Annotated in this window: 32 protein-coding genes; 15 read left to right on the forward strand and 17 right to left on the reverse strand. The window is 55.2% G+C overall.

Going from position 1 to position 26,189, the window contains the following annotated elements:
* Window positions 1–24 precede the first annotated feature (24 nt).
* The 4 genes from Q0835_RS06540 to Q0835_RS06555 all read left to right on the forward strand — a co-directional run bounded on the left by Q0835_RS06540 (window position 25) and on the right by Q0835_RS06555 (window position 2,784).
* Window positions 25–921, forward strand: a complete 897-nt coding sequence (locus tag Q0835_RS06540) for a D-alanyl-D-alanine carboxypeptidase family protein (protein ID WP_298959554.1) — start codon at window positions 25–27, stop codon at window positions 919–921.
* 111 nt (window positions 922–1,032) lie between these two features.
* A complete protein-coding gene (locus Q0835_RS06545) occupies window positions 1,033–1,677 on the forward strand; it encodes a class I SAM-dependent methyltransferase (protein ID WP_298959556.1) in 645 nt (214 codons plus the stop codon).
* A gap of 2 nt (window positions 1,678–1,679) precedes the next feature.
* A complete protein-coding gene (locus Q0835_RS06550) occupies window positions 1,680–1,976 on the forward strand; it encodes an antibiotic biosynthesis monooxygenase (protein ID WP_298822231.1) in 297 nt (98 codons plus the stop codon).
* Between the two features lie 46 nt (window positions 1,977–2,022).
* Window positions 2,023–2,784: an AraC family transcriptional regulator gene (locus Q0835_RS06555; protein WP_298959558.1), complete on the forward strand. Its 762-nt coding sequence runs from the start codon at window positions 2,023–2,025 to the stop codon at window positions 2,782–2,784.
* 65 nt (window positions 2,785–2,849) lie between these two features.
* Here the strand turns inward: Q0835_RS06555 and ilvC are convergent, their stop codons facing one another.
* From ilvC to Q0835_RS06570, 3 genes are all read right to left on the reverse strand, one after another.
* On the reverse strand, window positions 2,850–3,869 hold the full coding sequence (gene ilvC / locus Q0835_RS06560) for a ketol-acid reductoisomerase (RefSeq protein WP_152500827.1): 1,020 nt from the start codon (window positions 3,867–3,869) through the stop codon (window positions 2,850–2,852).
* Between the two features lie 103 nt (window positions 3,870–3,972).
* Window positions 3,973–4,623: a TetR/AcrR family transcriptional regulator gene (locus Q0835_RS06565; RefSeq protein ID WP_298959561.1), complete on the reverse strand. Its 651-nt coding sequence runs from the start codon at window positions 4,621–4,623 to the stop codon at window positions 3,973–3,975.
* 254 nt (window positions 4,624–4,877) lie between these two features.
* On the reverse strand, window positions 4,878–5,771 hold the full coding sequence (locus Q0835_RS06570) for a LysR substrate-binding domain-containing protein (protein WP_298959563.1): 894 nt from the start codon (window positions 5,769–5,771) through the stop codon (window positions 4,878–4,880).
* Window positions 5,772–5,939: 168 nt separating this feature from the next.
* On the opposite strand from Q0835_RS06570, the gene Q0835_RS06575 reads away from it, so the two are divergent.
* The 4 genes from Q0835_RS06575 to Q0835_RS06590 all read left to right on the forward strand — a co-directional run bounded on the left by Q0835_RS06575 (window position 5,940) and on the right by Q0835_RS06590 (window position 9,109).
* Complete coding sequence (locus tag Q0835_RS06575; RefSeq protein WP_298959566.1) at window positions 5,940–7,073, forward strand: TauD/TfdA family dioxygenase; 1,134 nt, start codon at window positions 5,940–5,942, stop codon at window positions 7,071–7,073.
* Window positions 7,070–7,837: a class II aldolase/adducin family protein gene (locus Q0835_RS06580; RefSeq protein WP_298959569.1), complete on the forward strand. Its 768-nt coding sequence runs from the start codon at window positions 7,070–7,072 to the stop codon at window positions 7,835–7,837. The genes Q0835_RS06575 and Q0835_RS06580 overlap by 4 nt, the downstream gene beginning before the upstream one ends.
* 153 nt (window positions 7,838–7,990) lie before the next feature.
* Window positions 7,991–8,584 (forward strand): DJ-1/PfpI family protein, encoded by a 594-nt coding sequence (locus Q0835_RS06585; protein WP_298959572.1) that lies wholly within the window; start codon window positions 7,991–7,993, stop codon window positions 8,582–8,584.
* A gap of 174 nt (window positions 8,585–8,758) precedes the next feature.
* The gene (locus tag Q0835_RS06590) at window positions 8,759–9,109 is read left to right on the forward strand and encodes a ribbon-helix-helix domain-containing protein (protein ID WP_298959573.1); all 351 of its coding nucleotides are present in this window, start codon (window positions 8,759–8,761) and stop codon (window positions 9,107–9,109) included.
* 3 nt (window positions 9,110–9,112) lie between these two features.
* Here the strand turns inward: Q0835_RS06590 and Q0835_RS06595 are convergent, their stop codons facing one another.
* The 4 genes from Q0835_RS06595 to gatC all read right to left on the reverse strand — a co-directional run bounded on the left by Q0835_RS06595 (window position 9,113) and on the right by gatC (window position 12,671).
* On the reverse strand, window positions 9,113–10,213 hold the full coding sequence (locus Q0835_RS06595; RefSeq protein WP_298959576.1) for an NAD(P)/FAD-dependent oxidoreductase: 1,101 nt from the start codon (window positions 10,211–10,213) through the stop codon (window positions 9,113–9,115).
* 179 nt (window positions 10,214–10,392) lie between these two features.
* Window positions 10,393–11,877, reverse strand: coding sequence for an Asp-tRNA(Asn)/Glu-tRNA(Gln) amidotransferase subunit GatA (gene gatA, locus Q0835_RS06600; RefSeq protein WP_298959579.1), 1,485 nt, complete (start codon window positions 11,875–11,877; stop codon window positions 10,393–10,395).
* 3 nt (window positions 11,878–11,880) lie between these two features.
* The gene (locus Q0835_RS06605; protein ID WP_298959582.1) at window positions 11,881–12,366 is read right to left on the reverse strand and encodes a GNAT family N-acetyltransferase; all 486 of its coding nucleotides are present in this window, start codon (window positions 12,364–12,366) and stop codon (window positions 11,881–11,883) included.
* A 17-nt stretch (window positions 12,367–12,383) separates the two neighbouring features.
* Entirely contained in the window at window positions 12,384–12,671 is a 288-nt protein-coding gene (gatC, locus tag Q0835_RS06610; RefSeq protein ID WP_298822245.1) for an Asp-tRNA(Asn)/Glu-tRNA(Gln) amidotransferase subunit GatC, read from the reverse strand.
* A gap of 174 nt (window positions 12,672–12,845) precedes the next feature.
* On the opposite strand from gatC, the gene Q0835_RS06615 reads away from it, so the two are divergent.
* The 3 genes from Q0835_RS06615 (at window position 12,846) to Q0835_RS06625 (ending at window position 15,046) form a co-directional block, all read left to right on the forward strand.
* Entirely contained in the window at window positions 12,846–13,451 is a 606-nt protein-coding gene (locus Q0835_RS06615; RefSeq protein ID WP_298822246.1) for a TetR/AcrR family transcriptional regulator, read from the forward strand.
* Window positions 13,452–13,513: 62 nt separating this feature from the next.
* Complete coding sequence (locus Q0835_RS06620) at window positions 13,514–14,086, forward strand: YHS domain-containing (seleno)protein (protein WP_298822247.1); 573 nt, start codon at window positions 13,514–13,516, stop codon at window positions 14,084–14,086.
* Window positions 14,087–14,248: 162 nt separating this feature from the next.
* A complete protein-coding gene (locus Q0835_RS06625) occupies window positions 14,249–15,046 on the forward strand; it encodes a siderophore-interacting protein (RefSeq protein ID WP_298822248.1) in 798 nt (265 codons plus the stop codon).
* Window positions 15,047–15,074: 28 nt separating this feature from the next.
* On the opposite strand, the gene Q0835_RS06630 is transcribed toward Q0835_RS06625, so the two are convergent.
* The 6 genes from Q0835_RS06630 to Q0835_RS06655 form a co-directional block, all read right to left on the reverse strand.
* On the reverse strand, window positions 15,075–15,698 hold the full coding sequence (locus tag Q0835_RS06630; protein WP_298822250.1) for a LysE family translocator: 624 nt from the start codon (window positions 15,696–15,698) through the stop codon (window positions 15,075–15,077).
* Between the two features lie 54 nt (window positions 15,699–15,752).
* Window positions 15,753–16,337, reverse strand: coding sequence for an HD family hydrolase (locus Q0835_RS06635; RefSeq protein WP_298822252.1), 585 nt, complete (start codon window positions 16,335–16,337; stop codon window positions 15,753–15,755).
* Entirely contained in the window at window positions 16,338–17,087 is a 750-nt protein-coding gene (locus Q0835_RS06640; RefSeq protein ID WP_298959585.1) for a pyridoxine 5'-phosphate synthase, read from the reverse strand.
* Window positions 17,088–17,225: 138 nt separating this feature from the next.
* Window positions 17,226–17,702 (reverse strand): hypothetical protein, encoded by a 477-nt coding sequence (locus tag Q0835_RS06645; RefSeq protein WP_298959588.1) that lies wholly within the window; start codon window positions 17,700–17,702, stop codon window positions 17,226–17,228.
* Between the two features lie 132 nt (window positions 17,703–17,834).
* Complete coding sequence (locus tag Q0835_RS06650; protein ID WP_298959590.1) at window positions 17,835–19,520, reverse strand: SDR family oxidoreductase; 1,686 nt, start codon at window positions 19,518–19,520, stop codon at window positions 17,835–17,837.
* The gene (locus Q0835_RS06655) at window positions 19,513–19,950 is read right to left on the reverse strand and encodes a DCC1-like thiol-disulfide oxidoreductase family protein (RefSeq protein WP_298959593.1); all 438 of its coding nucleotides are present in this window, start codon (window positions 19,948–19,950) and stop codon (window positions 19,513–19,515) included. Before Q0835_RS06655 ends, Q0835_RS06650 begins: the two co-directional genes overlap by 8 nt.
* 163 nt (window positions 19,951–20,113) lie before the next feature.
* On the opposite strand from Q0835_RS06655, the gene Q0835_RS06660 reads away from it, so the two are divergent.
* Window positions 20,114–21,328: a GTP-binding protein gene (locus Q0835_RS06660; protein ID WP_298959595.1), complete on the forward strand. Its 1,215-nt coding sequence runs from the start codon at window positions 20,114–20,116 to the stop codon at window positions 21,326–21,328.
* Complete coding sequence (locus Q0835_RS06665) at window positions 21,325–21,951, forward strand: DUF1826 domain-containing protein (RefSeq protein WP_298959596.1); 627 nt, start codon at window positions 21,325–21,327, stop codon at window positions 21,949–21,951. Before Q0835_RS06660 ends, Q0835_RS06665 begins: the two co-directional genes overlap by 4 nt.
* Window positions 21,952–21,995: 44 nt before the next feature.
* Here Q0835_RS06665 and serA read toward each other — a convergent pair whose 3' ends face one another.
* Together serA and Q0835_RS06675 are read right to left on the reverse strand one after the other, a co-directional pair.
* Window positions 21,996–23,240, reverse strand: coding sequence for a phosphoglycerate dehydrogenase (serA, locus tag Q0835_RS06670; RefSeq protein WP_298959599.1), 1,245 nt, complete (start codon window positions 23,238–23,240; stop codon window positions 21,996–21,998).
* Between the two features lie 153 nt (window positions 23,241–23,393).
* Window positions 23,394–23,726, reverse strand: coding sequence for a helix-turn-helix transcriptional regulator (locus Q0835_RS06675; protein ID WP_298822269.1), 333 nt, complete (start codon window positions 23,724–23,726; stop codon window positions 23,394–23,396).
* Window positions 23,727–23,782: 56 nt separating this feature from the next.
* Between Q0835_RS06675 and Q0835_RS06680 the strand changes: the two genes are divergently transcribed.
* Window positions 23,783–24,199: an SRPBCC domain-containing protein gene (locus tag Q0835_RS06680; RefSeq protein ID WP_298959601.1), complete on the forward strand. Its 417-nt coding sequence runs from the start codon at window positions 23,783–23,785 to the stop codon at window positions 24,197–24,199.
* A 23-nt stretch (window positions 24,200–24,222) separates the two neighbouring features.
* Entirely contained in the window at window positions 24,223–24,678 is a 456-nt protein-coding gene (locus tag Q0835_RS06685) for an SRPBCC family protein (RefSeq protein ID WP_298959604.1), read from the forward strand.
* Between the two features lie 27 nt (window positions 24,679–24,705).
* Here Q0835_RS06685 and Q0835_RS06690 read toward each other — a convergent pair whose 3' ends face one another.
* Window positions 24,706–25,530, reverse strand: a complete 825-nt coding sequence (locus tag Q0835_RS06690; protein ID WP_298959606.1) for an arylamine N-acetyltransferase — start codon at window positions 25,528–25,530, stop codon at window positions 24,706–24,708.
* Window positions 25,531–25,613: 83 nt separating this feature from the next.
* A complete protein-coding gene (gene ilvN / locus Q0835_RS06695; protein ID WP_298959609.1) occupies window positions 25,614–26,186 on the reverse strand; it encodes an acetolactate synthase small subunit in 573 nt (190 codons plus the stop codon).
* Between the last annotated feature and the right edge of the window lie 3 nt (window positions 26,187–26,189).

The following is a 26,189-nucleotide window of genomic DNA, read 5'->3' on the forward strand; positions in this document are numbered from 1 at the left end:
CGCCGGTCATGCGTGAGACAAACAATGCTCTGGTCTTCTTTCGTTAAAAAGACGTCCGTGGTCCTGCTGGCCGGCCTGCTCGCCGGCTGTCAAACCGCTCAAGGGCCGTCATCGCCGTCACCTGCAGCGAGCAATGCAGCATCGGCTTCTGTCCAGAGCGTCTCCTTACCCGTCGTCAGTTATGCACCGGCCACAGCCGTTGAACGTGGTTTTTCTGCGCTGGTGCTGAATGCGACAACGGGTGAACAGCTTTATGATGTCGACGCCGATGCGCCGCGTTATCCCGCTTCGCTGACCAAGATGATGACGCTGTATCTGCTGTTCGAAGCAGTCTCCGACGGTCGTTACTCCCTGTCATCTCCGCTTGAAGTTTCGGCAAATGCCGCAGCGCAACCTCCCGCAAAGATCGGGCTGAAGGCGGGGTCAACGATAACCGTTCAACAGGCTGCCCGTGCGCTTGCCGTGAAGTCTGCCAATGATGTTGCCGTTGCTGTTGCAGAGAATATTGCAGGTAGTGAAGCGGCCTTCGCGCGGCAAATGACCCAGCAGGCACGTGCGCTTGGAATGGGAAAGACGCGTTTCGTCAATGCAACCGGGCTTCCGGATCCGGCACAGGTGACGAGCGCCCGCGACATGGCAAAACTCGGGCTCGCTCTCAAGCGACGGTTTCCGCAGTATTCCAGCTATTATCGCCAGAAATCCTTCACCTATAACGGCCGGTCGTTCAGAGCGACCAATAATCTGATTGGCAAGGTTCCAGGCGTCGACGGGTTGAAGACCGGATATATCCGAATGTCCGGCTACAACCTTGTCGCCACGGCAAGGAGAGCTGGAAAGCAATTGATCGTCGTCGTGATCGGCGGAAAAAGCGAAACAGCACGCGACCAGGAAGTGACCCGGCTGATCGAAGCCAATTTCTGACGTATCGGCGTCGAAAAATTTGGCAGGTCACAGCGTAAACTTGTCCTTTCGCAGGAGGTGAACTTCCTCTCGTCATTGCAAGATCCCTCCGTTTTCAAGAGGGACATGCACATGACTTTGGCTGAGCGATACGAGAAGGGTGCGGACCGGTGGGCTCTGACCCTTGAACGTCTGGGTTTTCCCGCTGCCTATCGTTTCCTGTTTTCCAGGCTTGGCCTGACATTGCACGACAAGGACGTTTGTGACGTCGGCACGGGCTGTGGGGATTTTACGGCCGCCTTGTTCGAAGTATCCGGTCAAGCGAAGTCGCTGACATTGGTCGATCCCTCATTGACCATGTTGCAAAGGGCGCGCAAACGACTGAAATTTGCCGGACGTCAGGTGCAATCAATGCCGGTTCGGCTGGATGAACTCACCTTGCAGAAGACCCATGACCTGGTCCTCGGTGCCCACGTGCTGGAGCACCTTGATGATCCCGAACATGGGCTCAGACACTTCTACGATCTGCTGAAACCCGGTGGCCGTCTGGTCCTTTCGGTAAGCAAGCCACACCTTTGTCAAGGGTTTATCTGGTTGCGGTGGCGACATCGCTGGTACCACGAAGATGACGTTTGTGATCTGCTCCAGCGCGCGGGTTTTCAATCCATCGAAGTGCATCGTTTTCCCAATGGTGTGCCGGCGCGCTGCAGTCATGCCTACTCGGCCTTTCGGGGTGTCAATCAGGACCTGTTTTCGAACCAAGCTTTGGAGAGTTGATCATGCTGGTAGCACTTGTCGATTTCACAGTGGATCCCTCGCAGCGGCAGGAGGCGCTGCATGTGTTGTTGAGTGAAGTTGCCACGGTAACCGCGATGCCGCAGTGCCGGACATTTAGACCCTATTGCGACCCGGCCAGCGAAAGTCATGTCGGCATCGTGCATGAATGGCAGGACGAGGCCGGATTTGAAGCATATCTCAAGTCCGAGGACTTTGCGAAAATCGGTGAAGTGCTCCGCCCGTTGATGACCTCGGCTCCGTCCAGCCGCCGCTATAGGGCAACGCCACTGGAATCGTGACATCTCCTGGCTTTCGCGCGCGCGACTTCGCGATAAGGTGGTTTGCATGACAGAGCTTCCAGCCTATTCCGTTGCACAATGTTTTGGCCCGGCGCCGAAACAGCAATTCAAGTTTGACCGGCATTATCTGCTCTATTCCGTGAGCGGAGGACTGAGACTGGAAGCAGAAGGAACCATATGGTCTCAGCCCCCAGCAAGGGCGGCTCTCATCAGGGCAGACAAGCCGATCGAGATTTCCTTGCCCGTGAAGATTGAGTGCCGGTCGGTGCTCTTTGCAAAGGCGTTTGTCCCTGCGCCTCCAAATGTTCTGAGTGTGTTTGAAATGACACCGCTGGCACGGGAACTGGTTTTGGAATGCGCGCAATGGGGCGAAACGGAATGCAATCTTTCGAGCTATGCGCAGGGGCTCTTTGGCACCCTTGCATCAGTCATATGGAAGCTTTCCGAAAAGCCGAGCCGCCTTTCCATGCCGGCACCAACGTCGGCAGCGGTCAGGCGTGTTCTGGATCGGACAGAGCAGTCTCTCGCGAACCCGCCGACTTTCGAGGAACTGGCTGCTCTTGTTGCGATGAGCCCACGTACATTGGCCAGAAAACTGTCTGATGAGCTTGGCCTGACCTGGCGCCAGTGCCTCCAGAAACTGAGGATTATCGGCGCGGTGGAAGCCTTGTCGCAGACAGACCTGCCTGTGACGGAAATCGCTTTTGCCCAAGGCTACCAAAGTCTGTCGGCCTTCAACTCCGCCTTTCGGGAGCTGACCGGCAAGACGCCATCAGCATATCGTGCCAGTTTCAACGCAAGCCCATAGGGGCTCGAAAAAAAGCCCCGCTGAAATCAGCGGGGCTTTCTCTTTGGCTGTCGATGGGGACTTGATTAGTTCTTGGTTTTGTCGACGAGCGCGTTGGACTTGATCCACGGCATCATGCCGCGCAGCTTTTCGCCAACTTCCTCGATCTGGTGCGCGTCGTTCAGACGACGTGTCGCCTTGAACTTGGCAGCGCCCGCACGGTATTCCTGCATCCACTCTGAAGTGAACTTGCCGTTCTGGATGTCTTCCAGAACACGCTTCATTTCCGCCTTGGTTTCAGCAGTCACGATGCGCGGTCCAGTGACATATTCACCCCATTCCGCCGTGTTGGAGATGGAGTAGTTCATGTTGGCGATACCGCCTTCGTAGATCAGGTCCACGATCAGCTTCACTTCATGCAGGCACTCGAAATAAGCCATTTCAGGTGCATAGCCTGCTTCGACCAGAGTTTCGAAACCGGCACGGATAAGTTCTACGAGACCACCGCACAAAACGGCCTGTTCGCCGAAGAGGTCAGTTTCGCACTCTTCCTTGAAGGTCGTCTCGATGATGCCGGAGCGGCCGCCGCCAACGCCACAGGCATAGGACAGACCAAGGTCTTGCGCATTGCCGGAAGCGTCCTGGTGGACTGCGATCAGGCACGGAACACCGCCGCCTTTTTCATATTCGCCGCGCACGGTGTGGCCAGGGCCCTTGGGAGCAACCATCAGGACGTCAACGGTGGATTTCGGCTCAATCAGGCCGAAGTGGACGTTGAGACCATGCGCAAACGCAATCGCGGCACCGTCGCGGATGTTGTCTGCGATGTGGTCGCGATAGATGTCTGCCTGGAGCTCATCCGGCGTTGCCATCATCATCAGGTCGGCCCAGGCAGCAGCTTCTGCCACTGTCATGACCTTGAAACCATCGGCTTCCGCTTTCAAAGCGGTTGTCGACCCGGCGCGCAATGCGACTGCAATCTCTTTTGCACCGCTGTCCTTGAGGTTCATCGCATGGGCACGGCCTTGTGAGCCGTAGCCGATGATGGCGACTTTTTTGGTTTTGATCAGATTGATATCTGCATCACGATCGTAATAAACGCGCATGGGTTCCTTTCTCCCGTTTGCATTCCGTTTGCTTGTTAAAGCCGGATTTTGATCCGGTCTTTGTCTTTTGAACGTGTTCTGACCGAGGTCGGAAGGCCGCTGTTTACGCTCCGAACAAACGATAAAAGCGGTCGACTGCCGTTTCGGCCTGAGTCCTGAGATCCTGCTCGTCGGGGCTTGCGGTCTCGCCGAGCAAAAGACGGATGTGAACATCGCGGATCGCCAGGCCATAAAGCACCTGGTATGCATCTTCCGCTCTGTCGAATTTTAGCAATCCGTGGCGCCTGCCGCTTTCCAGCATGGTGCGTGCACGCGATGAAATCATGTGTTTGCCGCGCACCAGCAGCAAATGGCCAAGTCGGTTTGAGTTGGTGTTGCTTTGGCCGATCGAAAGCCGGTTGAGCGCAAGCGATGTTTCGGAAAAGAGAACGCCGAGCAGTGCCTCGACGAAGGCGGATACGTGGGCGCGAAAGGTTTCCGCGTCAGCGGTTGCTCCTGCCTCTGAAGGGAATTGCACCTGGCTGGCCTGGAACGCGACAACAGCTGCCAGCAGGCCGTCTCTGTCACCGAACCACTTGTAAAGACTTTCCTTGGAGCAGCTTGCCGTCCGTGCCAACCCGGCGGTTGTCAGAGCCTTTTCGCCTCCGTCCACCAGCAGCGTCAGCGCGTGTTGCAACACGACCTGCTGGCGCGGCGAAAATTCTGGCGCGGCGTCCGGGCGGGATGTGGCAATGTCGTAGGCGGCTGCTGGCATGGGACTGAACGTGGCCTTCAGAGGCTCTTCCTGATAGAACTTGAATGAGAACCGTACGGTACGGTTCGGATGAGGTTATGGCAAAGCCGACTCAATTGGTCAAGAGGGATTTTTGCCCACGGGATATTCAAGTTGGGTGGGAACCAGGCGGAGCGCCGTGTCGGGCGACCCAGAGGCCGGGAGTTGATCGCCGGCAGGTTCTCAAATCTCAAAGACGATGCTTTCGGCTTGTTCAGACGGCCCGTGTCTGAGGACTATTCACTTGCCACCTGTTTGAGCCAGGATACGACGAGCTCGGCTGTCGCCTTGTTTCGGCTCCTGTGCGACAGAACCGCGTGATAGGCATCTTTCGGAGTGAGAGGCGGTAATCCAGCCGGTGCCAGCAGCCCTTTTTCAGAATAGTCCCCTGTAATTGATCGCCAGCCCAGCATGATACCGTGCCCTGAAAGCGCGGCCTGTGCCGCCTGCACATAATTTGTAAATCGGAGACCCTTGGCCGAACCAGCAGCCTTTAGGCCGGTTCTGTTCAGGTAGTCTGGCCAGGAGACCCATCGCCGGTCGTCAGTCTCCACATGGATCAGGAAGGAAGAGGCAAGGCTGCCATCATCGGCTTTGATCCGTTCAAGGTATTCGGGCGCGCAAACTGGTTCGATGCGCTCTTCAAAAAGCAATTCCACTGCGCCATCACTCCAGGCACCGTCGCCGTAGCGCATGGCAATATCGACCCCCGGGCCGAGACGCGGCACTTCCTGCGAAGTTGATTGAACATTCACGGCAAGGTCGGGGTGGTCGAGGTAAAAGGCCTCCAATCGTGGCATCAGCCAATAGGTGGCAAAACCGATGGTGCAGGCGAGCGTGACCGCAGCGCTGGACGGGTCCGACAGTGCGCGTATGTCCTCAAGAGCGTCATTCAGCCTCTCTCTGTTTTCAACAACGGCATTCAAGAGGATTTCACCAGCTTCGGTAAATCCGGCCGGTCTTGTGCTTCGATCGAGCAATGATGTGCCGATATGATCTTCCAGTTGCTTCAACGACTGACTGACTGCAGACAGGGATACATTGAGCTCTGTTGCAGCCCGGCTGGGGCTGCTGGTTCGGTGAACTGTTTCGAAAACGTGCAACAGTCTGAGTGGTGGAAGTCGATCCATGTGCGTTTTATCTTAAGTTTCTGCTTAAATTAACTTGCGTTTTTATCACCTTTTCAAATCAATTCCTCAAGTGCATCTTTCTCAAAGTTCCGGGAGTTTCTGAGATTTTCAGCTACTCCCGTGGCCTGCACGATATGACAAGAATGATTAAGTTAAGGAGCTGTTGGGATGCTCGGGACCGGCGAAACCGGCGTGGTGCTGAAAGAGCGGGGCATGGATGTGCCGCTTGAAACCGGCGAGACCGCCTACTTCAATTATTTCTGGCTGCGAGACAATTGCCCCAGTTCCTTCGATCAAGAAACTCGGGAGCGGGCCTTTGATATTTTTGCTGAATCTGAAGCGCCATGCGCGTCTTCCGCAGCAATATCAGGGGGCGTGCTGAAAATTACCTGGGCTGGAGCAGGTCACGTCACACGGATGCCGCTGTCCTTGCTGGCAAGCTACGCCAAGGGTGAAAAGCGGGCAGATGTGGCAAAAGTGAGCCGAACCCCCTGGTTCGCTGATCACTATGACCATATGGCCCGCTTCTCTTACAGCCAGCTGACGGAAAGTGAGACCGAGATCCGCTGCTGGGCAAAAGCCATGCTCACCGATGGCATCGCGCTTTTGACCGGTTTGCCTGATACGGATGCAGCTCTTCTCGACACAGCCAGCCTGATCGGTCATGTCCGGCCAAGTTATTTCGGTCAGGTTTTTGAGGTCAAAACCCATATCAAACCCACCAACCTTGCTTTCACTTCAAAAGCCTTGCCCTTGCACACGGACCTGCCGGACGAAGATTTAGCGCCAGGGATCCAGTTTCTTCACTGCCGTGCCAATACCGTTGAGGGCGGCAACAGTCTCTTTGTTGATGGGCTGGCGGTAGCGGAGGACTTTCGTCTTGCCCATCCAGAAGACTTTGAGTTGCTGGTTGCGACTGACGTGCCCTATTTCTGTGAGCACGAACGGTTCGACATGCGCTCTCGTCAGCATGTGATCGAACTCGATGAATATGGAAATGTTTCCGGCGTTACCATCAGCCAGCATCACGCCGACATGTTCGATCTGCCGCAGCAGGAACTTGACCGGTTTTACCCGGCTTTCTGCCGTTTCGGGCAGATGATGCGCCGTGAAAAATACCTCATGCAGTTCCGGTTGAATGCAGGCGAGTGTATCGTTTTCGACAATCACCGGATTGTACACGGCAGGGCGGCCTATTCAGCCAGCAGTGGGGACCGGCATTTGCGTGGGTGTTATACTGATCGCGGCGAATTGCGGTCTACCTTTCGGGTGCTTGAAGGTAAGAAGGAACGAACGGAATGAACGTTGTCACAGATGTCGATTTCGGCTGCGAGGCGCGCCAAAGCGAATTGGAACTGCGCGAAGACCTCGCGGCGGCTTTCCGCATGGCGGTCAGGTTCGGCTGGCACGAATCTGTTGGCAATCACTTCAGCGCCGCGGTGTCAGAGGACGGTTCAAAGTTTTTAATGAACCCGAAATGGCGGCATTTTTCCGAGGTGAAGGCAAGCGATCTTCTCCTTCTCGATGCCAATGATGACACTGTCATGGAAAGACCCAATCCGCCGGATCCATCTGCCTGGTGCATTCACGGAACCGTTCACCGGATGAACCCGAAAGCCCGGGTGCTGTTTCACTGTCATCCGCCGAATGCGACGGCCCTTGCAACGCTTCAGGACCCGGGCATGAAGCCGATCGATCTCAACTCCGCTCGATTTTTCGGCAAAGTGGCCATCGATCTTGGCTTTGGCGGTATGGCGGATGAGGCGGAAGAAGGACGCCGGATCGCACAAACACTTGCAGACAAACCTGTACTGATCATGGGCAACCACGGCATTTCCATTTCCGCAACGACCGTTCCAGAAGCGTTTGAGAGCCTCTATTTTTTCGAACGCGCTGCCGAGACTCTGTTGAAGGCATATGCAACAGGTCAGCCACTAGCTGTCATGTCAGACAATCTGGCAGCCAAGACCGCTGCTGAATGGGAGCCATATGTTGGAATGGGCTACGCTCATTTCGACTACTGGAAACGAGAATTGGATCGAACAGAACCTGACTACCGCGACTGATTTCCGAATATTTTCAATCTCTTGGCGTCGAAAGTATTGCCGCATCTCGGTACGGGATATCAAAAAAATATCGTGTAGTAGTCCCGTAATACCCACGCAAATCCTTTGCCTGTTAGCCTTTCCCTATCGTCATTTGCTGATGGAGGATGAAGCATGAGCGCGAAGAAGATCCTTATGATCACCGGAGATTTTACGGAAGACTATGAAACGATGGTGCCGTTTCAGACGCTGCTCGCAATGGGATATACCGTTGACGCCGTTTGTCCCGGAAAGAAAGCCGGAGAAACGGTGGCCACGTGTATTCATGATTTCGAAGGCGATCAGACCTACACGGAAAAACGGGGGCACAATTTCACGTTGAACGCAACCTTTGCGGACGTGGATGTTGCCGACTATGACGCGCTTTTGATACCGGGTGGCAGAGCTCCGGAGTATCTTCGCCTCGAGGCTGAGGTCATCGACGCCGTGAAGCATTTCATGGACGCGGCAAAACCGGTTGCTGCCATTTGCCATGGGGCACAGATCCTGACAGCTGCCAAAGTTGTTGAAGGCCGCACGGTATCGGCATACCCCGCATGCCGTCCGGAGGTGGAGCTTGCCGGAGCAATCTATGCCGATATTGCCATTGATGCCGCTGTAACGGATGGCAATCTGATCACGGCACCAGCCTGGCCGGCCCATCCTGCCTGGATGGCCCAGTTCCACGCGGTGCTAAGCGGTTCTTCTATTGGAACATTGGCTGCCTGATATCGACACAGGCAGACGTCCCGGACACGTCGACGTGAGACGTGTTTGGGATTTTGCTTGCCAGGAAGTACTCTTGCCTGAAGCTCCCAAGAGGACTTGATTTGGAGTTTGCAAGGAGGCGTGCGCGTGGTGTCGGCCTTGAAAGCGTGCTTGCAAACTGAGCTGGAGGAAAACATGTGCAAACTCTTTATTGAAGCAGACCCGGCGCTTTGGGAAAGCAGCACCAAGTCCCTGCGCATTGACGGCATGGTGACATCAGTTCGCCTTGAAGCTTTCTTCTGGAGCGTTTTGGAGGAAATTGCTGCCAGGGATGACATGAATGTGGTTCAGCTCATCACCAAGCTGCATCAGGAAAGCATTGATGCCGGTCATGACCTCGGCAACTTCACGAGTTTTCTGCGTGTCTGCTGTGGCCGCTATCTTGCCTTGCAGCTGTCCGGAGATGTTCCGACTGACAAACGTCTTCCGATCGCTGCACTGGATGCCGATGGCATTTTGGAAGCGGAAAGCGAAAGAGTTCACTGAAGTTCAGCCAAGACGGGCTTTTACTTCTTCTGCAATTGCCAACGCGGCTGTCAGGCCGGGTGATTCAACACCGTAGAGCGCAACCAATCCATGAAGGCCATGCGTGTGTGATCCCTCTATTCTGAAATCTGCAGCCGGTTCCCCAGGACCGGCGATTTTCGGCCTTATGCCGGAATAATCTGGCACCAGCGATCCGTCCGGAAGGTCAGGCCAATAGGAGCGGATGGCACTATAAAAACGGCCGCCGCGTGCAGGGTCGACAACGTAGTCAAACTCTTCAACCCATTCCACATCAGGGCCGAAACGCGCTTGATGCTGCAAATCCAGCGTCAGATGAACCCCGAGCCCGCCAGGCTCCGGAACCGGGTAAATCAACGTTGAAAATGGCGCTTTGCCCTGGAGTTTGAAGTAGTTGCCCTTGGCCAGATAAGCCTTGGGCGGCGTGGCCCCGGGAAACGCTTGCATCAGACCTGGTGCGCCATGCCCGGCGGAAACGATCAGTTCCCTGCAGGTGAGTGCATAGGTTGCCTTGTCGCCTGTTTCGATGTGGACGCGGTAGCCGCCAGCGAGCTGGGCCTCGATGCCGGTGATATTGGTGTTCAACACCACCTGACCGCCATTTGCCTCCAGACCACCCTGCAGCGCCAACATGAAGGCATGGCTGTCTATGATGCCGGTGGATGGTGACCAGAGCGCCCCGGAGCAGTCGAGCGCCGGTTCCCTTTCATGCAGTTCGTCGCGGCCGACAAAAACAAGATCGGATACACCGTTCTCCGCTGCCTTTTGTTTGATTTTCAGAAGCTCGTCGAGCTGTGCATCATGCGCGGCGACGATCAATTTGCCGATACGTTCGTGACCAACACCATTTTCCGCGCAAAACTCATAAAGCTGATGTTTTCCGTCGACACAAAGGCGCGCTTTCAGACTGCCGGCCGGGTAATAGATCCCCGCGTGAATGACTTCGGAATTTCGGGCACTGGTTTCAGATCCGATCAGGCCATGTCTTTCCAGCACCATGACTTCGCGGCCGGAAAGTGCCAGCGCGCGCGCTGAAGCAAGACCGACCGTGCCTGCGCCGATGACCAGAGTTTCAATATCTGTCATGACCGGTCCTGTTTTCCAAAAGGAACCCCGACGAACTGGCGGTTTTCAGTTGCTGATCAACCACTCCGGAAGGGCCTCCCGGGATGCATAGAAGAAGCACCGCCGGGAGTAACGTCGTTTCAGGAATGCTCCCGTTTATGTGCATTCCAGAGAGCAAAGAGCAGGGGTGTTGCAGGCGATTAGCCCCACCATTTCTGCGGTTCGAACGAACCGGCAGCGTCTTCGATGACCTGGCCAACCTGGAACAGTGTGCTTTCGTCAAACGGCTTGCCGATCAATTGCAGACCGAGGGGCAGTCCGTCCTTGTCGACGCCGGCGGGAACGGAAATGCCCGGCAGCCCGGCCATGTTCACCGTCACCGTGAAAATGTCGTTCAGGTACATTTTCACCGGATCTGAGTGCAGGTCCTGATCCGCAACGCCGAATGCAGCAGACGGAGTGGCTGGTGTCAGAATCGCGTCGACACCGTTTGCCCAGGCAAGATCGAAATCGCGCTTGATCAGGGTGCGGACTTTTTGAGCCTTCAGATAATAGGCATCATAATAACCGGCAGACAGCACATAGGTGCCGATCAGCACGCGACGTTTCACTTCTTCGCCGAAACCTTCTGCGCGCGTATTTTCGTACATCTCGACAATATCGTTGCCGGGAACCCGCAGCCCGTAGCGGACACCGTCATAGCGGGCAAGGTTCGAAGAGGCTTCCGCTGGCGCGACGATGTAATAGGCCGGCAAGGCATATTTGGTGTGTGGCATGGTGATGTCGACGATTTCAGCACCGGCATCTTTCAACCATGCGATGCCTTTCTGCCAAAGCTCTTCGATTTCATTCGGCATGCCGTCCATGCGGTACTCGGCAGGGATTCCGATCTTGAGACCTTTTACGGATTTGCCGATGGCGGCTTCATAGTCCGGCACTTCGACGTCGACCGAGGTGGTGTCCTTCGGGTCGACCGATGCCATGGTCTTCAAAAGAATTGCACTGTCGCGCACCGTGTGTGCAATCGGACCGGCCTGATCGAGTGATGAGGCAAAGGCGACAACGCCCCAACGCGAGCAGCGGCCGTAGGTTGGTTTTATGCCGACCGTTCCGGTAAAGGCAGCAGGCTGACGGATGGAACCGCCGGTGTCCGTAGCAGTCGCCCCCATGCAAAGACGTGCTGCGACAGCCGAAGCTGAACCACCCGAGGAGCCTCCCGGTACAAGATCCTGGTTGGATCCGTTTTTCCGCCACGGGTTGATCACGGGGCCGTAATAGGAGGTTTCGTTGGACGACCCCATGGCAAACTCATCCATATTGAGCTTGCCAAGCATGACCGCCCCGTCTGCCCAAAGGTTTGACGTGACCGTGGATTCGTAGGCAGGTTTGAAGCTGTCGAGGATGTGGCTGCAGGCCTGAGTGTGGACACCTTCGGTCGCGAACAAGTCCTTGATGCCGAGCGGGATGCCTTCCAGAGCACCGCCTTCGCCTTTGCTGAGTTTCTCATCGGACGCCTTGGCCATATCGCGGGCTTTGTCTGCAGTAACGGCAACATAAGCGTTGAGCTGGGCGTTGGCTGCCTCGATGTTGTTCAGGAATGCTTCGGTCAGTTCCTGCGAGGTATAGTCCTTGTTCTTCAGGCCCTCGCGGGCATCGGCAATCGTGAGTTTGGTCAGATCGGTCATGGATCAGGTCTCTTGGTGGGCCTTTGTCGGCCGGGAATAGAAAACGGAATAGGGACTTTCGGGATAGTCGAGCACGGGTCCGCATTCGACAAAACCGGCATTTTCGTAAAGCTGCCGGGCAGCATCGTAGTTGTGTCCAGTCTCAAGAACGAGTTCGGCAAAGCCTTCGTCGACAGCTCGTGCCATGACATGATGAAGGATCAGCCTGGCAAGCCCGAGCCTCCGGTAGCTGGGGCGGACATAGAAACGCTTGAGTTCACCGATGCCACCTGGATGGCGATGAAGCGCGCCGCAAGCCGCCGCCTTTTCGTCGACGCGAGCCACAAAGACGGTCGTTTCAGGACCAGCCATCTCATCAGCGGTCATGTTGTAGTTGGCTTCTTCCGGCGTCAACGATCCCAGCACGGCATTCAATTCGGTGATCATGTCCCTCATGTCAGATGACAAAGGGCTTTCCACCTCAATTTTGATGGCGTCAGGCGAGCTCATTCCGAATTTGGAGCCTCTTATTCGACGACTTTGGGAACCATGAAGAAATTGTCTTCAGAGGCCGGGGCGTTTAGCGTGATGTCATTGGCCTTGTTGCCGTCGGTAATGCCATCGACACGCTTCTTCATGGTCTGCTCGACCACGGAAGTCAGCGGCTCGACACCGTCGATATTGACTTCGTCGAGCTGCTCGACAAAACCCAGAATGGCGTTCAGTTCGCCGGTCATTCTGGTCGCCTCATCTTCGCTCACCTTGATTCTTGCCAGGCGGGCAACTCTTTTTACCGTATCGGTATCAACTGACATGTTTTCCTCATCGGCTGTCGCCACAAAGTTCCAGTGTGCTCCTGCACATGAACGTGGCATTCCGGTCCTGTTTGCCGTCCTTCTGCCCTGAAAATCAAGCAGTGACGCTTGTTTCACGAAGACAATCTCACTATTACGGTTCCATTTGGTACCGTTTTGTTGAGTGAGGATCTTATGCAGGCAGATGTAGGTTCGCCAGCCGGTCGGCCACTCGACAGCAGGGTTTCGTCTGCATTGCTCGACGCGGCTCTTCGCGAGATTTCTGAACACGGCCTTGAAAAAACGACGATCGCCGAAATCGCAGCGCGTGCCCACACCAGTAAGCAAGCCATTTATCGAAGGTTTCGCGACAAGACGGACCTCGTCACAGCTGCGCTTCTGGAGGCTTTGCGCAAGTCGGTACCGCCTCCACCTCAACGTGTCAGCGTTGCGCAGGATCTTCAACAATGTCTTCAGCACACTGCCGCAGTGCTAACTCAAACGCCGCTTGGTTCCGCGCTTAGGGCGCTGGTTCCCTGTCACCGGGAGCCACGGCTTGCGGCCGTACTGGATGAAGCCGAGGCATCGCAAAGACTTGTACTGCGGCAAGTGTTGATTGCAACGCCTTTCGAAGCTGACATGGAGACCAGGATCGATCTGTTATTGGGCCTCATCTATTTTCGCCTCTTTTTGCGCGGCACTGACATTCATGATGACGACATTGAACGGGCGATCTATCTTGTACTCGGATTAATTGCGCCAAGAGAACCGATGCCACCTGGGGGATTGCCGGGACTTTGAGTTTGTCTACTCACATTTTGCTGTCATCTGGCTGGCAGTTCTGTGATCAAGGGTGATTGGCAATGAGCAGCGTCAAGGGGCATTTTCCGACCAGTGCGGTGCAGGAATGCGCCGCCCTCCCAATCGCCAAGGAGACGTCAATGCCGCTTTACACCTCCAAATCCGTTCTTCTGGGTCTGACGGCCCTGTTTTCAGCAGTGTCCTTCACAGCTTCTGCTGACGAGATCACCACGTTCACCAAAGGTGGTGCAGCCATCGGCGGTACCGATCCGGTTGCCTATTTCACCGAAGGCAAGCCGGTTGCAGGTTCTGACGAACATACGTTCACCTATGATGACGTGACCTGGAAATTCTCTTCTGCAGAAAACCGCGACAAGTTCGCTGCGGAACCGGCAAAATATGCACCGCAATATGGTGGGTTCTGTGCATTTGGTGCAGCCATGGGCTTCAAGGTGCCGGTCGTGCCGGAAGCCTGGTCGATCGTCGACGGTAAGCTCTACCTGAACAACTCCCTGAAAGTTCAGGAGCGTTTCGAACAGGATGTGCCCGGTCATATCAACAATGCGACCTTGAATTGGGAAATCATCAAGGAGAAAAAGCCGGAAGAGCTGAAGGAGCCGATCATCCGCAATTGATCGTGTTTCCTCCCGCAACAAGAAAGCCCGCCAGCCGGCGGGCTTTTTTATTGTTTCCAATTGCCAGACGGTGTGTCGAAGAAACTGCGATAGAAGCATCTTTAATCGGAAGTGGTTCAGTGCTATTTCTTGAGTATGAAACTCAACTTAAAAAGAGCAGTCATGGCACTTCGACCAAAACGCCGTCCAAGGTTTCTGACGGTCAAATCCGCATACTATCTGAGCCCCAACCTCATCAGGGTAACCTTTCAGGGACCCGAGCTGTCCGATTTTCCGACAGGGCACGAAGGGGCAAACTGCAAACTGGTCCTGCCGCGTGAAAATGAAAGCCGCGCGTCATTCGAGAAACACATTGGGGCTGAAAAAGCGGGCAAGAAGCTTCATCCGGTGCGGACTTATACCGTGCGCGCCTTCCGCGGTGACGAGCAGGAGTTGGACATCGACTTCGTTGCCCATGGCGACGAGGGACCTGCCACCAAATGGGCGCAGCAAGCCAGGGAGGGTTCTTTCCTGGGTTTCTTTGGACCAAGCCAGCCCAAGATCACATCGTTTTATGCAGACTGGTATCTTATTGCGGCAGACCTTTCGGCAATGCCTGTCGCAGAGGCAACGCTGGAAATGCTTCCCGCTGATGCCAGGGGTGTCGCACTTTTTGAAGTTCCCTCAAAAGACGACATCCGGGACGTGAGACTTCCTGCGGGAATCGAAGTTCACTGGCTGATTCAGGATGACGTTCACAGGCCCTCGACCGCGCAGATTGATTTTGTCAGGACGATGCACTGGCCTGAAGGAACTGTTCAAACTTGCATTGCGGGGGAAAGCTCTGTCATTCGGACCTTGAGAGATCACCTTCACAATGAACGCGGGCTGCCAAAGTCTGACACCTATATATCCGGCTACTGGAAGATCGGCCTGATTGAAGAGGAGCATCAGAAAATGAAAAGAGTGGAAGCAGCCTAACGCATCTACCTGCTGCCTGATATCGGTATCAGCGGCTTGCTGAAGCCAGTGCCGCACCGAAACCGACAAACAGGCCGCCGGTCACTCTGCGCACCCAACGAATGCGATTGGCCGAGGTCAGAAAGCGTCTCATGTGATTGCCGGCAAAGGCAATGACTGCGTGGTTGGCGAAGCACAGCAAGGCATATGTAAAGGACAGGATTGTTGTCTCCAACAGACTGAAGCCTTCTGCTTGCATAAATTGCGGAAACAGCGCGGTGATGACGAGGATGGCCTTCGGATTGGTCACAGACACCAACAATGCTTCAAGGAAGAGTTTTACCGGCTTCTTGCGTTTGGCCGGCACAGTGTCGTGTATCTGGAAACTTGACTTGTCCCACAAGATCTTCAGGCCGAGATAGATCAGGTAAGCAGCGCCTACGAATTTCAAAACCGTGAAGGCGAAGGCCGATGTGGCCATCAGAGCGCCGAACCCCAAGGCAACCGCATAGCCGATGACAACCAGGCCGACGGCGTTTCCCGCTGCGGACGCGAGAGTGGCGTTGCGGCCAAAGCGAAGCGTGTTGGAAATTGCCAGCATGACACCCGGGCCGGGACTTATGGCAGGTAAGAGAGAAACGGCAACAAACACGAGCCATAAATCAATTGTCATCAGTCAATTTCCTCGAAAGGGCAGGACCGCTATCCGCGGCGGGTGAGGAGAAAATCAGGGTAGGAGGCGGCCGGTCTGAACCGCATCGGCCAGTAGGCTTTGGGCATATTCCCAAAGTCCGGGGAAAGGGGCAAGCCGGGGCTCTTTGGTTTTTCGCAAGACAGCAGCAGAAATGGGTTCGTGGGTGGGGTCATCAAGACCGGACGCAAACACAAGAACCATTGGATGAAGTGCATCCATGGCATTGGCGAATTTCGCTTCCCGCGTCTCGTTGGCTTCGAATTCGAGCCAAAGATTTCTGAACTCTTCGGCTTGACTATCAGGCAGCAGGGCAAACAACCTTTCGGACGCGCTCTGCTCCCGGATCTTGACCGCATCCACATTGTCTTCCGTGACCCAATGATCTCCGGCGTCGATCTCAACGATGTCATGCACCGTCAGCAGTTTGACAACATGGTCCAGGTTGGTGCCTTCGCTGGCGTGCTCCGCAAACGTCAGTGTCTGAAGTATGACGTGCCAGCAGTGCTCTGCTGTCGTTTCCCGCCGGCTTCCAGAGGAAAGCTGATTTAGACGTACAATTTCCTTGAGTTTGTCTGCCTCCAACAGGAACGCGACCTGTCGCGCCAGCGTATCGGGCATTCAAAGTTCTCCCATCGATTTGCGGAACCGGCGAACGCTTTCTGCAAAACCAAAAATGAGGGCATCAGCCGTGAAGCCATGGCCGATCGACATTTCGCGAATGAAGGGGGTGCGATCGATCAAAGCCGGGATATTTTCAACGGTCAGATCGTGTCCCGCGTTCACACCAAGCCCGCAGCCTTGTGCTGCCTCCGCCGTGGCAGCAATCTTTTCAAGCTCCTTGAGCGCGCGCACGGGGTCGTCATAGCAAGCGCCATAAGGACCCGTATAGATTTCAATCCGCTCTGCACCAAGGCGTGCGGCCTGTTCAGGAGCAGCTGGATCAGGATCGCAGAAGAGTGAAACGGTGACCGCCCATTCTCGTGCAGCAGCTATTGCTGTCTTGAGAGCTCTGGTGTCGTTTGTAAAATCCCAGCCGTGATCGGAAGTCGATTGGTTCGGATCGTCAGGAACGAACAACACCTGTTCAGGCCGGGCTTCTTCGACCAGCTGCATGAAATCCGCAGAAGGATATCCTTCCAGGCAAAGCTCCTTGTTCGGGAAACGGTCTTCGATCAGTTCCGCCAGATCGAAGACATCTGTTTTCCGGATATGCCGTTCATCCGGCCGGGGATGAACCGTTACGCCTTTTGCCCCGGCTTCCATGGCAATCGCGGCAAGTTCAGTAACGCTGGGCCATGGCAGATCCCTGCGATTGCGCAACATTGCGATGGCATTGACGTTGACTGAGAGGCGCGACACTGAAGACATGGTTCGTATTCCGGATAACGCGGCTGCGATCTTACTTGAAGAGATTGGGTTATCATCGCAACATTGTTTCAAAAGCTATTGATGTCAAACAGGAAATTGTCTCTAAGGACAATGTTTCGAGACGCTTCAAACAACTGATTATTTAATAAATACAGACCTCGTGACCGGATCATGCGACCGCAATTTCCGCAGATGCAGGTGGATGGCGAAAAGACATATCGCCCAGACCGAAAAGGTCAACGGAAAGCGGAAAGTCCAGAGCGGCATATAGGCACCGATAAGCGTACCAGGCCCGGGAAAGAGGCACGTACCTGCAAGGCCTCCTGCCAGAGAGGGGGAGAGCACGGCGGCAAGAACAGACAAGTACCATCCGTTTCGCCCCGGCCGCCCATACCAGCCGGAAAACACGAATCCGGCCCCCAATCCGCCGATGCCACCCAAAACTGCAGCCAGAAACGGGTCGATAAGCATCGTTCCCTGAGGTTCTTCCTGTTTGAGCATCCAGGCAACGCAATAGGCAACAATGAGGCCGGCGATTGCACACTCTAAAGTGCCTATCCAGCGCCGATTGTCGTTGCGGAACCAGAGCCAGGGTTGGAACGTGTCTTCGGTCATTTTCTTGCTCCCGGTTACAGACTGCAAGTCTGTCTATCGGGTGCTCTTTGAAACCGTTGGGAGAAAATCGGCAGTTTTTCTGCAATTGATCGCGGTTGACGAAAATGGATGCCAACAATTGACGCTGGAGGGTCAGGGTTGTTTTGCATTGGCCGGAGACAGCCAACCTTGATAGTGCACGAGGTCTCCAAACCATGGCAGCGAGATCTTCACGTCAAACCGGAAGCGTCCGTCCACTTCAAATTCGCTGGCTTCACTGACGGGAAGGAGCCACAAGGGCAGCGGGACGCCAAACACCTTCCCGCGTGAGACCGGATAGCAAAGCCTTGTTCCAGTGCGCGCCAGATCGATCTCAAATCGCATTGGTCCGAAGCGCTCATAAACATGGCCTTGTCCCAACCGGTCTCTAGGCGACAACACGGACTTGAAGATCTTTCCACCAAAGTTGCGTTGCCAGACTTCTTTGCCACCACGTCGTTCAATCGTTACTTCAACAGGTGTTCGTTCGCGTGCAGGGGGAAATCCAATGATGTTGCAAAGAATGTTGCCCAAGAAGGAACGGCCACGAGACACCTTGGCTTCACCAGTCCACCTATGCCGGTCAAATACGGTATGGAGTGCCTTAACTGACATTGGCAAAGAATTGAACTGATTGCCCAATGCCTCTTGGAACACGGTTGGTTTTGGGTCGGCAGCCTCAAAACAGGATACCTGAAGACCTGCTATGGCAGGTTCAATCTCCTTAAGTTCAATTTCGCCCAGGCAGGCACGCGCGCCCGGCGATACCTGACCATTCATCAGGCGCATACATAGAATTTCTGCAGCAAGTGCGGGCACTTGAGGTCCGTCGCCATCGTTGGCAATTAATGTCCAGCTTTTGCTCATTGGAGCGCCTTGAGGATTGAGACCGGACAGTTTGACCTCCATGCCGCCGCGATCGGACCCGAATGGTTTCAAAAAGTTCGCAGCAAGCTGGAGAAACCGGGCCATTGGAACCAGGGTACGAACGAGCTTCAGGCGAACTCCCCAGGACAGAAGCCAAAGCCCAAGGTGCATGACTGAAAGCTCCAGTCCGGCCCGGAACAGCACAGTCCCGGCTCCAAAATGCTTTGGAAAGAGTGCAAGGTCGGGCGCGCCAATAAACGAAGACCAGCGCGGCGGAAGACCGTCTTCACCGGCTGAACCGATTTTTCGGCGTGAGAGACCTGACCAACCGGGGAGAGTTTCGATCTGTCCTGAACGGGTGACCGCAAGCGGATGGCCTGCTTGTGCCAGGATTGCCTGGATGACGGAAAGTCCTCTTGGAGCCTTGTTGCCGGGCAGCAGTGTGGTTTCGATGAGATCGATCCGTGAAAACGCAGGTCTCAAAGCTTCAACTGCTGTTGACGACAACGCGGGTACACTTGAAACGCCGGAGAGCAGAACAAGATCTCGCTTCTTGGCACTCTCGTCGAGGCAATCTATGCCCCTCGTGAACTCGGCGCCGTCGGAAAGGTCAAGATAGTGACTGCCTGCTTTGAGAGCGGCTTCGGCAACCCGATAATCGCCTCCTTGATAGGATTGAAATGGACCCGTAGCGTCGACAATCACGAAGGGCGATAGCTTTGCGAGACTGTTTTGAAAATCGCCTGCCGAGCTGTCCAGATGCACCGGTCTGCCGCCATGGATACGACAAAAATCTTCTGCCTTTTCAAGGCTCCGTCCTGCGACAATGACATCAAACAGGTTTTTGCGCAGTAGAGCCGCGGCAAGTTTGCCACCGAACACGCCATAGCCGCCGAGGACAACGATCCTTTTTGGAGAGCCGGTTTCAGTCAATCAGCCTGTCTTTCAACTCTTTTGAGGGGAGGGGGCATGAACGGCGACCAAAACGATACCGGTTTTGTGCGATCCGGTCATAGAGCCAATTCCCAACACTGGTGGGTAGGAAATCAAAAACAGCCAGCAGCTTCCATGGCCATCCTATGCTGCGCATGGCTGCGGCAAATGAAGCCATCTTTGTGTATGCCGTGCCGCCGACAATGACGATATTTGTCTCCATGAGATCGGCATCAAGGCCATATTTTTCGTAAATTGAGCGGCCGGTTTCAGAATGGGCGTCAACAAATCTGAAACCCGCGTTTTTGTCGTGTCTTGCCATAAAACGCGCAAACCCTGAGCAGACCAGGCAAATGCCGTCAAAAACGATCAGATTGCCTTGTGGCACAAGCCCGTGGGTGGTCTCGTCGGATTGAACGCCGGATATCATGCTGCCCCTTGAGTACAGATTATGCGCGTCATAGTGCTCCGGTTCCCCGGTGTATCCGATCTGGCACAACGCCGCAGCGTTTTTCCTTCTGAAACCTGCTTGCCTCCCACGCCATTTCAGATTATTTGTAACGTAATAACATTACATTTTGGTTGGAGAGGCCATGTCAAATAAACGCTTGCCGGTTACTGTGCTCTCGGGATTTCTCGGAGCTGGAAAAACGACACTGCTCAATCGCGTGCTCAACAATCGCGAAGGTCTCAAGGTTGCGGTCATCGTCAATGACATGTCCGAAGTGAATATCGATGCGGATCTTGTGCGCGCTGGTGGTTCTGAGCTCAGCCAGACCGAAGAGACCCTGGTTGAAATGTCAAATGGGTGTATCTGCTGCACATTGCGCGATGACCTGCTGATTGAAGTCCAGCGTTTGGCATCAGAGGACAAATTTGACTATCTTCTGATTGAATCAACAGGCATTTCAGAACCCCTTCCGGTGGCGGCAACTTTCGAGTTTCGGGATGAAGCAGGGCAAAGCCTGTCCGATGTCGCCCGACTTGACACGATGGTTACAGTTGTCGATGCGGTCAATTTGTTGAATGACTTTTCAAGTCACGACTTTCTGCGCGACAGAGGCGAGGTCCTGGGTGAAGAAGATGAACGCACACTCGTGCATCTTTTAACCGACCAGATCGAGTTTTCCGACGTTGTCGTTCTCAACAAGGTCAGCGCTGCGCGGCCGGAACAGGTTGATGCAGCCCGCAAGATCATCCGCAGCCTCAATGCCGATGCACGGATCCTTGAGACCGACTTTAGTGACATTCACCCCTCGGAAGTGCTCGATACCAAATTGTTCGACTTTCGGAAGGCACATGAACATCCCTTGTGGGCCAAGGAGCTTTATGGGTTCGCCGAACATATTCCCGAGACGGAGGAATACGGTGTCACATCCTACGTCTATCGGGCCCGTCGTCCTTTCGATCCCGCGAAAATCCATGCAGTGCTCAATAGCCCGCTTGAAGGTGTCATCCGGGCCAAAGGTCATTTCTGGGTTGCCACACGACCGGAATGGGTCGCGGAGTTCTCGCTGGCCGGTGCGCTTTCCAGCGTCAGTCCGATCGGAACCTGGTGGGCATCCGTTCCGCCGAGCCAGTGGCCCCAGGATCCGCGAGCACAAGCCTACGCCAGGTCCAATTGGGTCGAGCCTTTCGGGGATCGGCGTCAGGAACTGGTTTTTATCGGCTCGGGTATCGACTGGCCGGAGATCAAATCAAGGCTGGATCAATGCCTTCTTGCCGAAAGTGCCGGTGAAGATCTGAGTGCCTTCCGGCAATTGCCGGATCCTTATCCGCGATGGCGCTGGGTGGAAGCAGCGGCATGAGTGTCTCAAAAGCGATTGGTAAAACGCCCTATCGGGTAGCGAGCGATGTCATGATCGGACGTGAGCCGGAGATCCTTGCTGATATCCATCTGCAGGGAGTGGCCGCGTCGATCTGGGCGAGGCCCTGCGATCCCGCGTTTGTGGACTGGGTCGATGGATTGCCGGTGGAATGCCTTCCGGAGTTGAGGACGGCAGTGCCGGTGCATCTGGCGGAGGCGGCTGCAATTGCAGCCTGTGAACAGGCAAAAATCCCCTCAAGCTCAGAACGCGACATGTTGACCGGTGATATTGCGGCACTCGCATTGATGCTGAGCAAAACGCTGAACGTCCGGCAGATGCGGATACGGCTGGACGTGTCAGACGAGATGATGTGCCCGAAGTTTCATATGGACAATGTTCCGGCGCGGTTGCTTTGCACTTACCGGGGGCCCGGCACCGACTATGTCCCACAGGAAGATCTGTCTGAACCGTTACGCATCAGGAGTGTGAAACGCGGTGCGGTCGCCCTGTTTCGTGGCGGCGCATGGTCCGGTGAGGAGCGCACCGGGCTTTTGCACCGATCTCCCGCTGTCGATGAAAGCGTTGGAGCAAGACTGCTTCTCGTGATCGATCCTGTCGACTGAGAGCGACCCCGCCAATGGAGGCGGGGCCTCATCTGTTTTGCTTCTCAGACCCGGTTGAGCAACCTTGCCCTGATCGTGTTGGGCAGGCTGCGAATTTCTTCCAGGATTTCGACCGGCTGTTCGACCGGCGTGTCGACGTCCAGCACCACATAACCGATGTCCTGATGGGACTGCATGTGCTGGGAAAAGATGTTCAGGTTGTGCCGGGTAAAGAGGTCGTTCAAAGTTCTCATGGCACCGGGTGCATTGTGGTGCACCTGAATGAAACGTGTCGCGTCCGAGCCTCTTGAGAGCTGCACCTGCGGGAAGGAAACCGCACCGATTGTGGATCCAACATCGGAGTATTCCACCAGACGCTTGGAGACTTCTTCCCCGATCCGGTCCTGGGCTTCTTCTGTCGAACCGCCAACATGCGGGGTCATAATGACATTGTTCAGGCCGCGCAGCGGAGAAATGAACTCATCCTTGTTGGATTTCGGCTCGACCGGGAAAACGTCAATCGCAGCGCCAGCGAGGTGGCCCGACTTCAGAGCATCGGCAAGAGCGTCAATATCAATCACCTGACCACGGGCGTTGTTGATCAGGAACGCGCCTTTTTTCATGGCAGCGATCTGTTCGGCCTTGAACATGTTGCGTGTACCGGGCGTATCGGGAACGTGCAGGGATACCACGTCTGATTCACCAAGCAGCGCATCCAGGCTATCGGTCGGTATGACGTTGCCATGCTGGAGTTTGTCGACCAGGTCAAAATAAATGACCCTGAGACCCATGGCTTCAGCAAGGTTGGACAGCTGTGTGCCGATATTGCCGTAGCCGACGATCCCGAGCGTCTTGCCGCGAATTTCGTGGGATCCGACCGCGCTTTTCAACCAGCGGCCCTCATGGGCTGCGGTCGATTTCGGGAAGACGCCGCGCATCAGCATGACGATCTCGGCAATCGTCAGCTCGGCGACTGATCGGGTGTTTGAAAATGGCGCGTTGAAGACCGGTATGCCACGGTTCAATGTGGCAGAAAGATCGACCTGGTTGGTGCCAACCGAAAAACAACCGACGGCGACAAGGCTCTTGGCTGCCTCGAGAACTTCTTCCGTGACCTGAGTTCGAGAGCGAATACCAAGGATCTGGACACCCTGCAGTTTCTCGATGAGGGCATCCTGCTCCAAGGCACCCGGCAGGACTTCCACATTGGTGTAGCCGTTCTTTTCTAGAACCGCGCGCGCTGTTGGCGAAATGCCTTCCAGCAGCAGCCAGCGGATCTGATTTTTCGGCCGGGAAAGACCATGAATCATGGGCGTTTTGCCTTCTCTTGTCCTGAAGTTGCCATGGGACCGAAGCAGCGTCTTCGATGGCATAAATTGCCGGTGTCGTATACGCGCTCGTTTGCGTCGCGTCTAGGTCGGCAAACGTCAATAAGAAGGATGTTCCGGACAAAATTTCCAGCTTCAGTTCAGCGGCGTTTCAAGGTCTGCGCGGAGCCTGGCCAGCAACTCGACAGCGCTTTCTGCATATTCGCCGATCCAGCGGTCATAGATGTCTCTGATCGGCAATACATTGAGATGATTCCAGCGTTCGCGCCCCTTGCGCTGAACGATAATGAGATCGGCAGCTTCCAGAACGCGCATATGCTGCATCACCGTGCAGCGATCCAGCTCAGGGAAGGCGGAACAGAGTGTGCCTGTCGTTTGAGGACCACCCTTCAGGAGATCCAGCATCCTGCGTCTGCGCCTATCGGCCAGAGCCTTGAATATTCGGTCTGAATCATCGCTGCTTGACATGTTATAAAAATATAACATGATAACTCATGTTGCAAGACACACGAAGGCGAGTTGCCATGTCTGTTGTTCAAATCGACCTTGCAAAAAAGTGCCATGCACCTGCAGAGCGCCTTTGGAACATTCTCGTAAGCCCACATCTCTGGTGGGGTGAGAGCGTTGTTCTGGACCCGGTTTCCGGCGGCAGGTTTCATGAGCCTTGGAAAGACGCAGCTGGTGAGCACCATACCCACGGGCGGGTTCTTGAGATCCAGGCGCCGAATTTCCTGTTGCTGAAATGGTGGGATGAAGACTGGTCATTTGAGACTGAAGTCAGCTTTCAGATCTCGGTTTTGAAAGCAGGGAGCCACATCAGGCTTGTTCACAGTGGGTGGCAGGCTGCGCCTGAAGCAGAGCAACGAGACCTGGTAAACGCGCACAGGCGAGGGTGGAGCTATCACCTTGAAAACCTGGTGACCTTTGCCGGCAAAAACTGAAGTGGTGAAGGGAGAATAAGACCATGTTGTCGTTCAACGTATCCGGCCGGATTTCCAAACCGGTGTCTGACGTTTTTGAGGCCGTCGTCAATCCAGGCCGTTTGTCAGGCTATTTCACCACTGGCGGCGCTGAGGGGCGCATAGAGCCGGGTGCAACCGTCTTGTGGAGCTTTGCCGAATTTCCCGGTCAATTTCCAGTCAGGGTGAGTGAAGTCATCAAAGATCGGAAAATTGTTCTTCACTGGGCGTCTGATGAACAGGCTGACGGCGAAGACCAGGGCGAAACCACGGTTAAAATGGAATTTAGCGAACTTGATGATGGCAGGACACTTATAACCATCAGCGAGGAAGGCTGGGGTGAAACTGCCAAAGGCAGCAAGGCGTCCTACGGGAACTGCGAGGGTTGGACGCAAATGCTGTGTTGTCTGAAAGCCTTTGTGGAGCACGGCATAAATCTGCGCGATGGCTATTACGCGTAAGAAACCTGCCGTCCGCAAAGGAAACCGCTAGCTGGTGGCAGCAGGCGGAGGCAGGGTGGCGAGACGTTTGGCAGTCGCTTCGATGTCAGCATCGTTGTACCCAAGACCGAGGTCTTCACGCATAAATCGGGAAAGGTCGCTTGAGGTTAAAATGGTGCGTGACGCCTTGACCCCGTTTGACGTAAAGCCTGCAAGGCCATTTTGAAAGCTGATCCATCCGTCATCGGTCAACCGGTAGAACTTGATGGAAGACGAAAAGGAAATCTCCGGCCATTTGGCGCAAAGGTAGTTGGCAGCCTGCATGTCAACCTGCTTGGGTGACAACCGGTCGAACCCATAAAGCGACACCCAGCCTGCGGCGGTCTTTCGCTCAAGAACCTCTTCGTTTTCAGCGGCGTCAAACCGCATGCGGTAAGTCTGGTCCCGGACGGGTTGTTCCTCGCTTGTAGAGAGGTTGATCGGTTCAGCCGGTGCCTGGCCGCCAAAGCCGGCATCCAGCAGCCAGTCGGCTCCGTCCATTTCGACGATATGCGCCTGATGTGAGCGAACGCCGCCTTCTTCAGCGCCCATTCGGACCCGGGCAAGCACCCTTTGACTGGGGAGGCCGAGGGCTGAAAGGGCCCTGTCCAGCAAGGCATTCAACTCGAAACAATAGCCGCCTTTGCGGTCCAGCACGAGTTTTTGCCAGAGGGTTTCGTCGTCAAGATCTGGCACCCGTCCCAGGAAAGGCAAAACGTTTTCGAATGGAATGGAAGCGATCTGGGCCGCTTGAAGCTTCCTCAAGCCTTCAAGAGTGCTCGGGTGCTCGTGAAGACCTATTCGGGCGAGATAGGTTGAAAGATCAAAAGGCATGAACACTCCAAAAAAGAAGCAGGCCAGCTGCATATAGGCAGCCGGCCTTTCTACTTAAAGCTCTTGGATTTTGGTGCCAGATGTCAGAGCCCCTCAGGACCACGCTGGACGGCAGCGACACCTGTGCGGGAGACTTCAACCAGGCCAAGCGGTTTCATGATGGCGATGAACTGCTCGATCTTGGACGTGCGTCCCGTGATTTCAAAGACGAAATGATCTGTGGTTGCGTCGATAACCGTTGCCCGGAAGGCGTCGCCGAGGCGCAGCGCTTCAAGCCGCTTGTCGCCGTCTCCGGCAACTTTTACCAAAGCAAGTTCGCGTTCCAGGGGCTTGTCCTGGTTGGCCCGGCGGGCGCGCACCGTCAGGTCGGTCACCCGGTGTACAGGTACCAGGCGGTCGAGCTGATGACGGATCTGCTCGATGATCATCGGTGTTCCCGTCGTCACGATTGTGATCCGCGAAAGATGCTTTTCGTGCTCGGTTTCCGAAACGGTCAAACTGTCAATATTGTAGCCGCGGCCGGAGAAGAGGCCAATCACGCGGGCGAGCACGCCCGGCTCGTTGTCGACGAGAAGCGATAGCGTGTGGGTTTCGATCTCATTGCTGACTTCCGCTAGGAAATAGGCGGAAGGCGCATCTACATTCTGTGCGTTCATGTT

This window comes from uncultured Roseibium sp., from assembly GCF_947499295.1.
Classification (GTDB): Bacteria; Pseudomonadota; Alphaproteobacteria; order Rhizobiales; family Stappiaceae; genus Roseibium.

Coding starts and splice junctions, on each gene's coding strand:
- Q0835_RS06540 (WP_298959554.1), top strand. CDS start 25: ATGCTCTGGTCTTCTTTCGTTAAAAAGACGTCCGTGGTCCTGCTGGCC.
- Q0835_RS06545 (WP_298959556.1), top strand. CDS start 1,033: ATGACTTTGGCTGAGCGATACGAGAAGGGTGCGGACCGGTGGGCTCTG.
- Q0835_RS06550 (WP_298822231.1), top strand. CDS start 1,680: ATGCTGGTAGCACTTGTCGATTTCACAGTGGATCCCTCGCAGCGGCAG.
- Q0835_RS06555 (WP_298959558.1), top strand. CDS start 2,023: ATGACAGAGCTTCCAGCCTATTCCGTTGCACAATGTTTTGGCCCGGCG.
- ilvC (WP_152500827.1), bottom strand. CDS start 3,869: ATGCGCGTTTATTACGATCGTGATGCAGATATCAATCTGATCAAAACC.
- Q0835_RS06565 (WP_298959561.1), bottom strand. CDS start 4,623: ATGCCAGCAGCCGCCTACGACATTGCCACATCCCGCCCGGACGCCGCG.
- Q0835_RS06570 (WP_298959563.1), bottom strand. CDS start 5,771: ATGGATCGACTTCCACCACTCAGACTGTTGCACGTTTTCGAAACAGTT.
- Q0835_RS06575 (WP_298959566.1), top strand. CDS start 5,940: ATGCTCGGGACCGGCGAAACCGGCGTGGTGCTGAAAGAGCGGGGCATG.
- Q0835_RS06580 (WP_298959569.1), top strand. CDS start 7,070: ATGAACGTTGTCACAGATGTCGATTTCGGCTGCGAGGCGCGCCAAAGC.
- Q0835_RS06585 (WP_298959572.1), top strand. CDS start 7,991: ATGAGCGCGAAGAAGATCCTTATGATCACCGGAGATTTTACGGAAGAC.
- Q0835_RS06590 (WP_298959573.1), top strand. CDS start 8,759: ATGTGCAAACTCTTTATTGAAGCAGACCCGGCGCTTTGGGAAAGCAGC.
- Q0835_RS06595 (WP_298959576.1), bottom strand. CDS start 10,213: ATGACAGATATTGAAACTCTGGTCATCGGCGCAGGCACGGTCGGTCTT.
- gatA (WP_298959579.1), bottom strand. CDS start 11,877: ATGACCGATCTGACCAAACTCACGATTGCCGATGCCCGCGAGGGCCTG.
- Q0835_RS06605 (WP_298959582.1), bottom strand. CDS start 12,366: ATGAGCTCGCCTGACGCCATCAAAATTGAGGTGGAAAGCCCTTTGTCA.
- gatC (WP_298822245.1), bottom strand. CDS start 12,671: ATGTCAGTTGATACCGATACGGTAAAAAGAGTTGCCCGCCTGGCAAGA.
- Q0835_RS06615 (WP_298822246.1), top strand. CDS start 12,846: ATGCAGGCAGATGTAGGTTCGCCAGCCGGTCGGCCACTCGACAGCAGG.
- Q0835_RS06620 (WP_298822247.1), top strand. CDS start 13,514: ATGAGCAGCGTCAAGGGGCATTTTCCGACCAGTGCGGTGCAGGAATGC.
- Q0835_RS06625 (WP_298822248.1), top strand. CDS start 14,249: ATGGCACTTCGACCAAAACGCCGTCCAAGGTTTCTGACGGTCAAATCC.
- Q0835_RS06630 (WP_298822250.1), bottom strand. CDS start 15,698: ATGACAATTGATTTATGGCTCGTGTTTGTTGCCGTTTCTCTCTTACCT.
- Q0835_RS06635 (WP_298822252.1), bottom strand. CDS start 16,337: ATGCCCGATACGCTGGCGCGACAGGTCGCGTTCCTGTTGGAGGCAGAC.
- Q0835_RS06640 (WP_298959585.1), bottom strand. CDS start 17,087: ATGTCTTCAGTGTCGCGCCTCTCAGTCAACGTCAATGCCATCGCAATG.
- Q0835_RS06645 (WP_298959588.1), bottom strand. CDS start 17,702: ATGACCGAAGACACGTTCCAACCCTGGCTCTGGTTCCGCAACGACAAT.
- Q0835_RS06655 (WP_298959593.1), bottom strand. CDS start 19,950: ATGATATCCGGCGTTCAATCCGACGAGACCACCCACGGGCTTGTGCCA.
- Q0835_RS06660 (WP_298959595.1), top strand. CDS start 20,114: ATGTCAAATAAACGCTTGCCGGTTACTGTGCTCTCGGGATTTCTCGGA.
- Q0835_RS06665 (WP_298959596.1), top strand. CDS start 21,325: ATGAGTGTCTCAAAAGCGATTGGTAAAACGCCCTATCGGGTAGCGAGC.
- serA (WP_298959599.1), bottom strand. CDS start 23,240: ATGATTCATGGTCTTTCCCGGCCGAAAAATCAGATCCGCTGGCTGCTG.
- Q0835_RS06675 (WP_298822269.1), bottom strand. CDS start 23,726: ATGTCAAGCAGCGATGATTCAGACCGAATATTCAAGGCTCTGGCCGAT.
- Q0835_RS06680 (WP_298959601.1), top strand. CDS start 23,783: ATGTCTGTTGTTCAAATCGACCTTGCAAAAAAGTGCCATGCACCTGCA.
- Q0835_RS06685 (WP_298959604.1), top strand. CDS start 24,223: ATGTTGTCGTTCAACGTATCCGGCCGGATTTCCAAACCGGTGTCTGAC.
- Q0835_RS06690 (WP_298959606.1), bottom strand. CDS start 25,530: ATGCCTTTTGATCTTTCAACCTATCTCGCCCGAATAGGTCTTCACGAG.
- ilvN (WP_298959609.1), bottom strand. CDS start 26,186: ATGAACGCACAGAATGTAGATGCGCCTTCCGCCTATTTCCTAGCGGAA.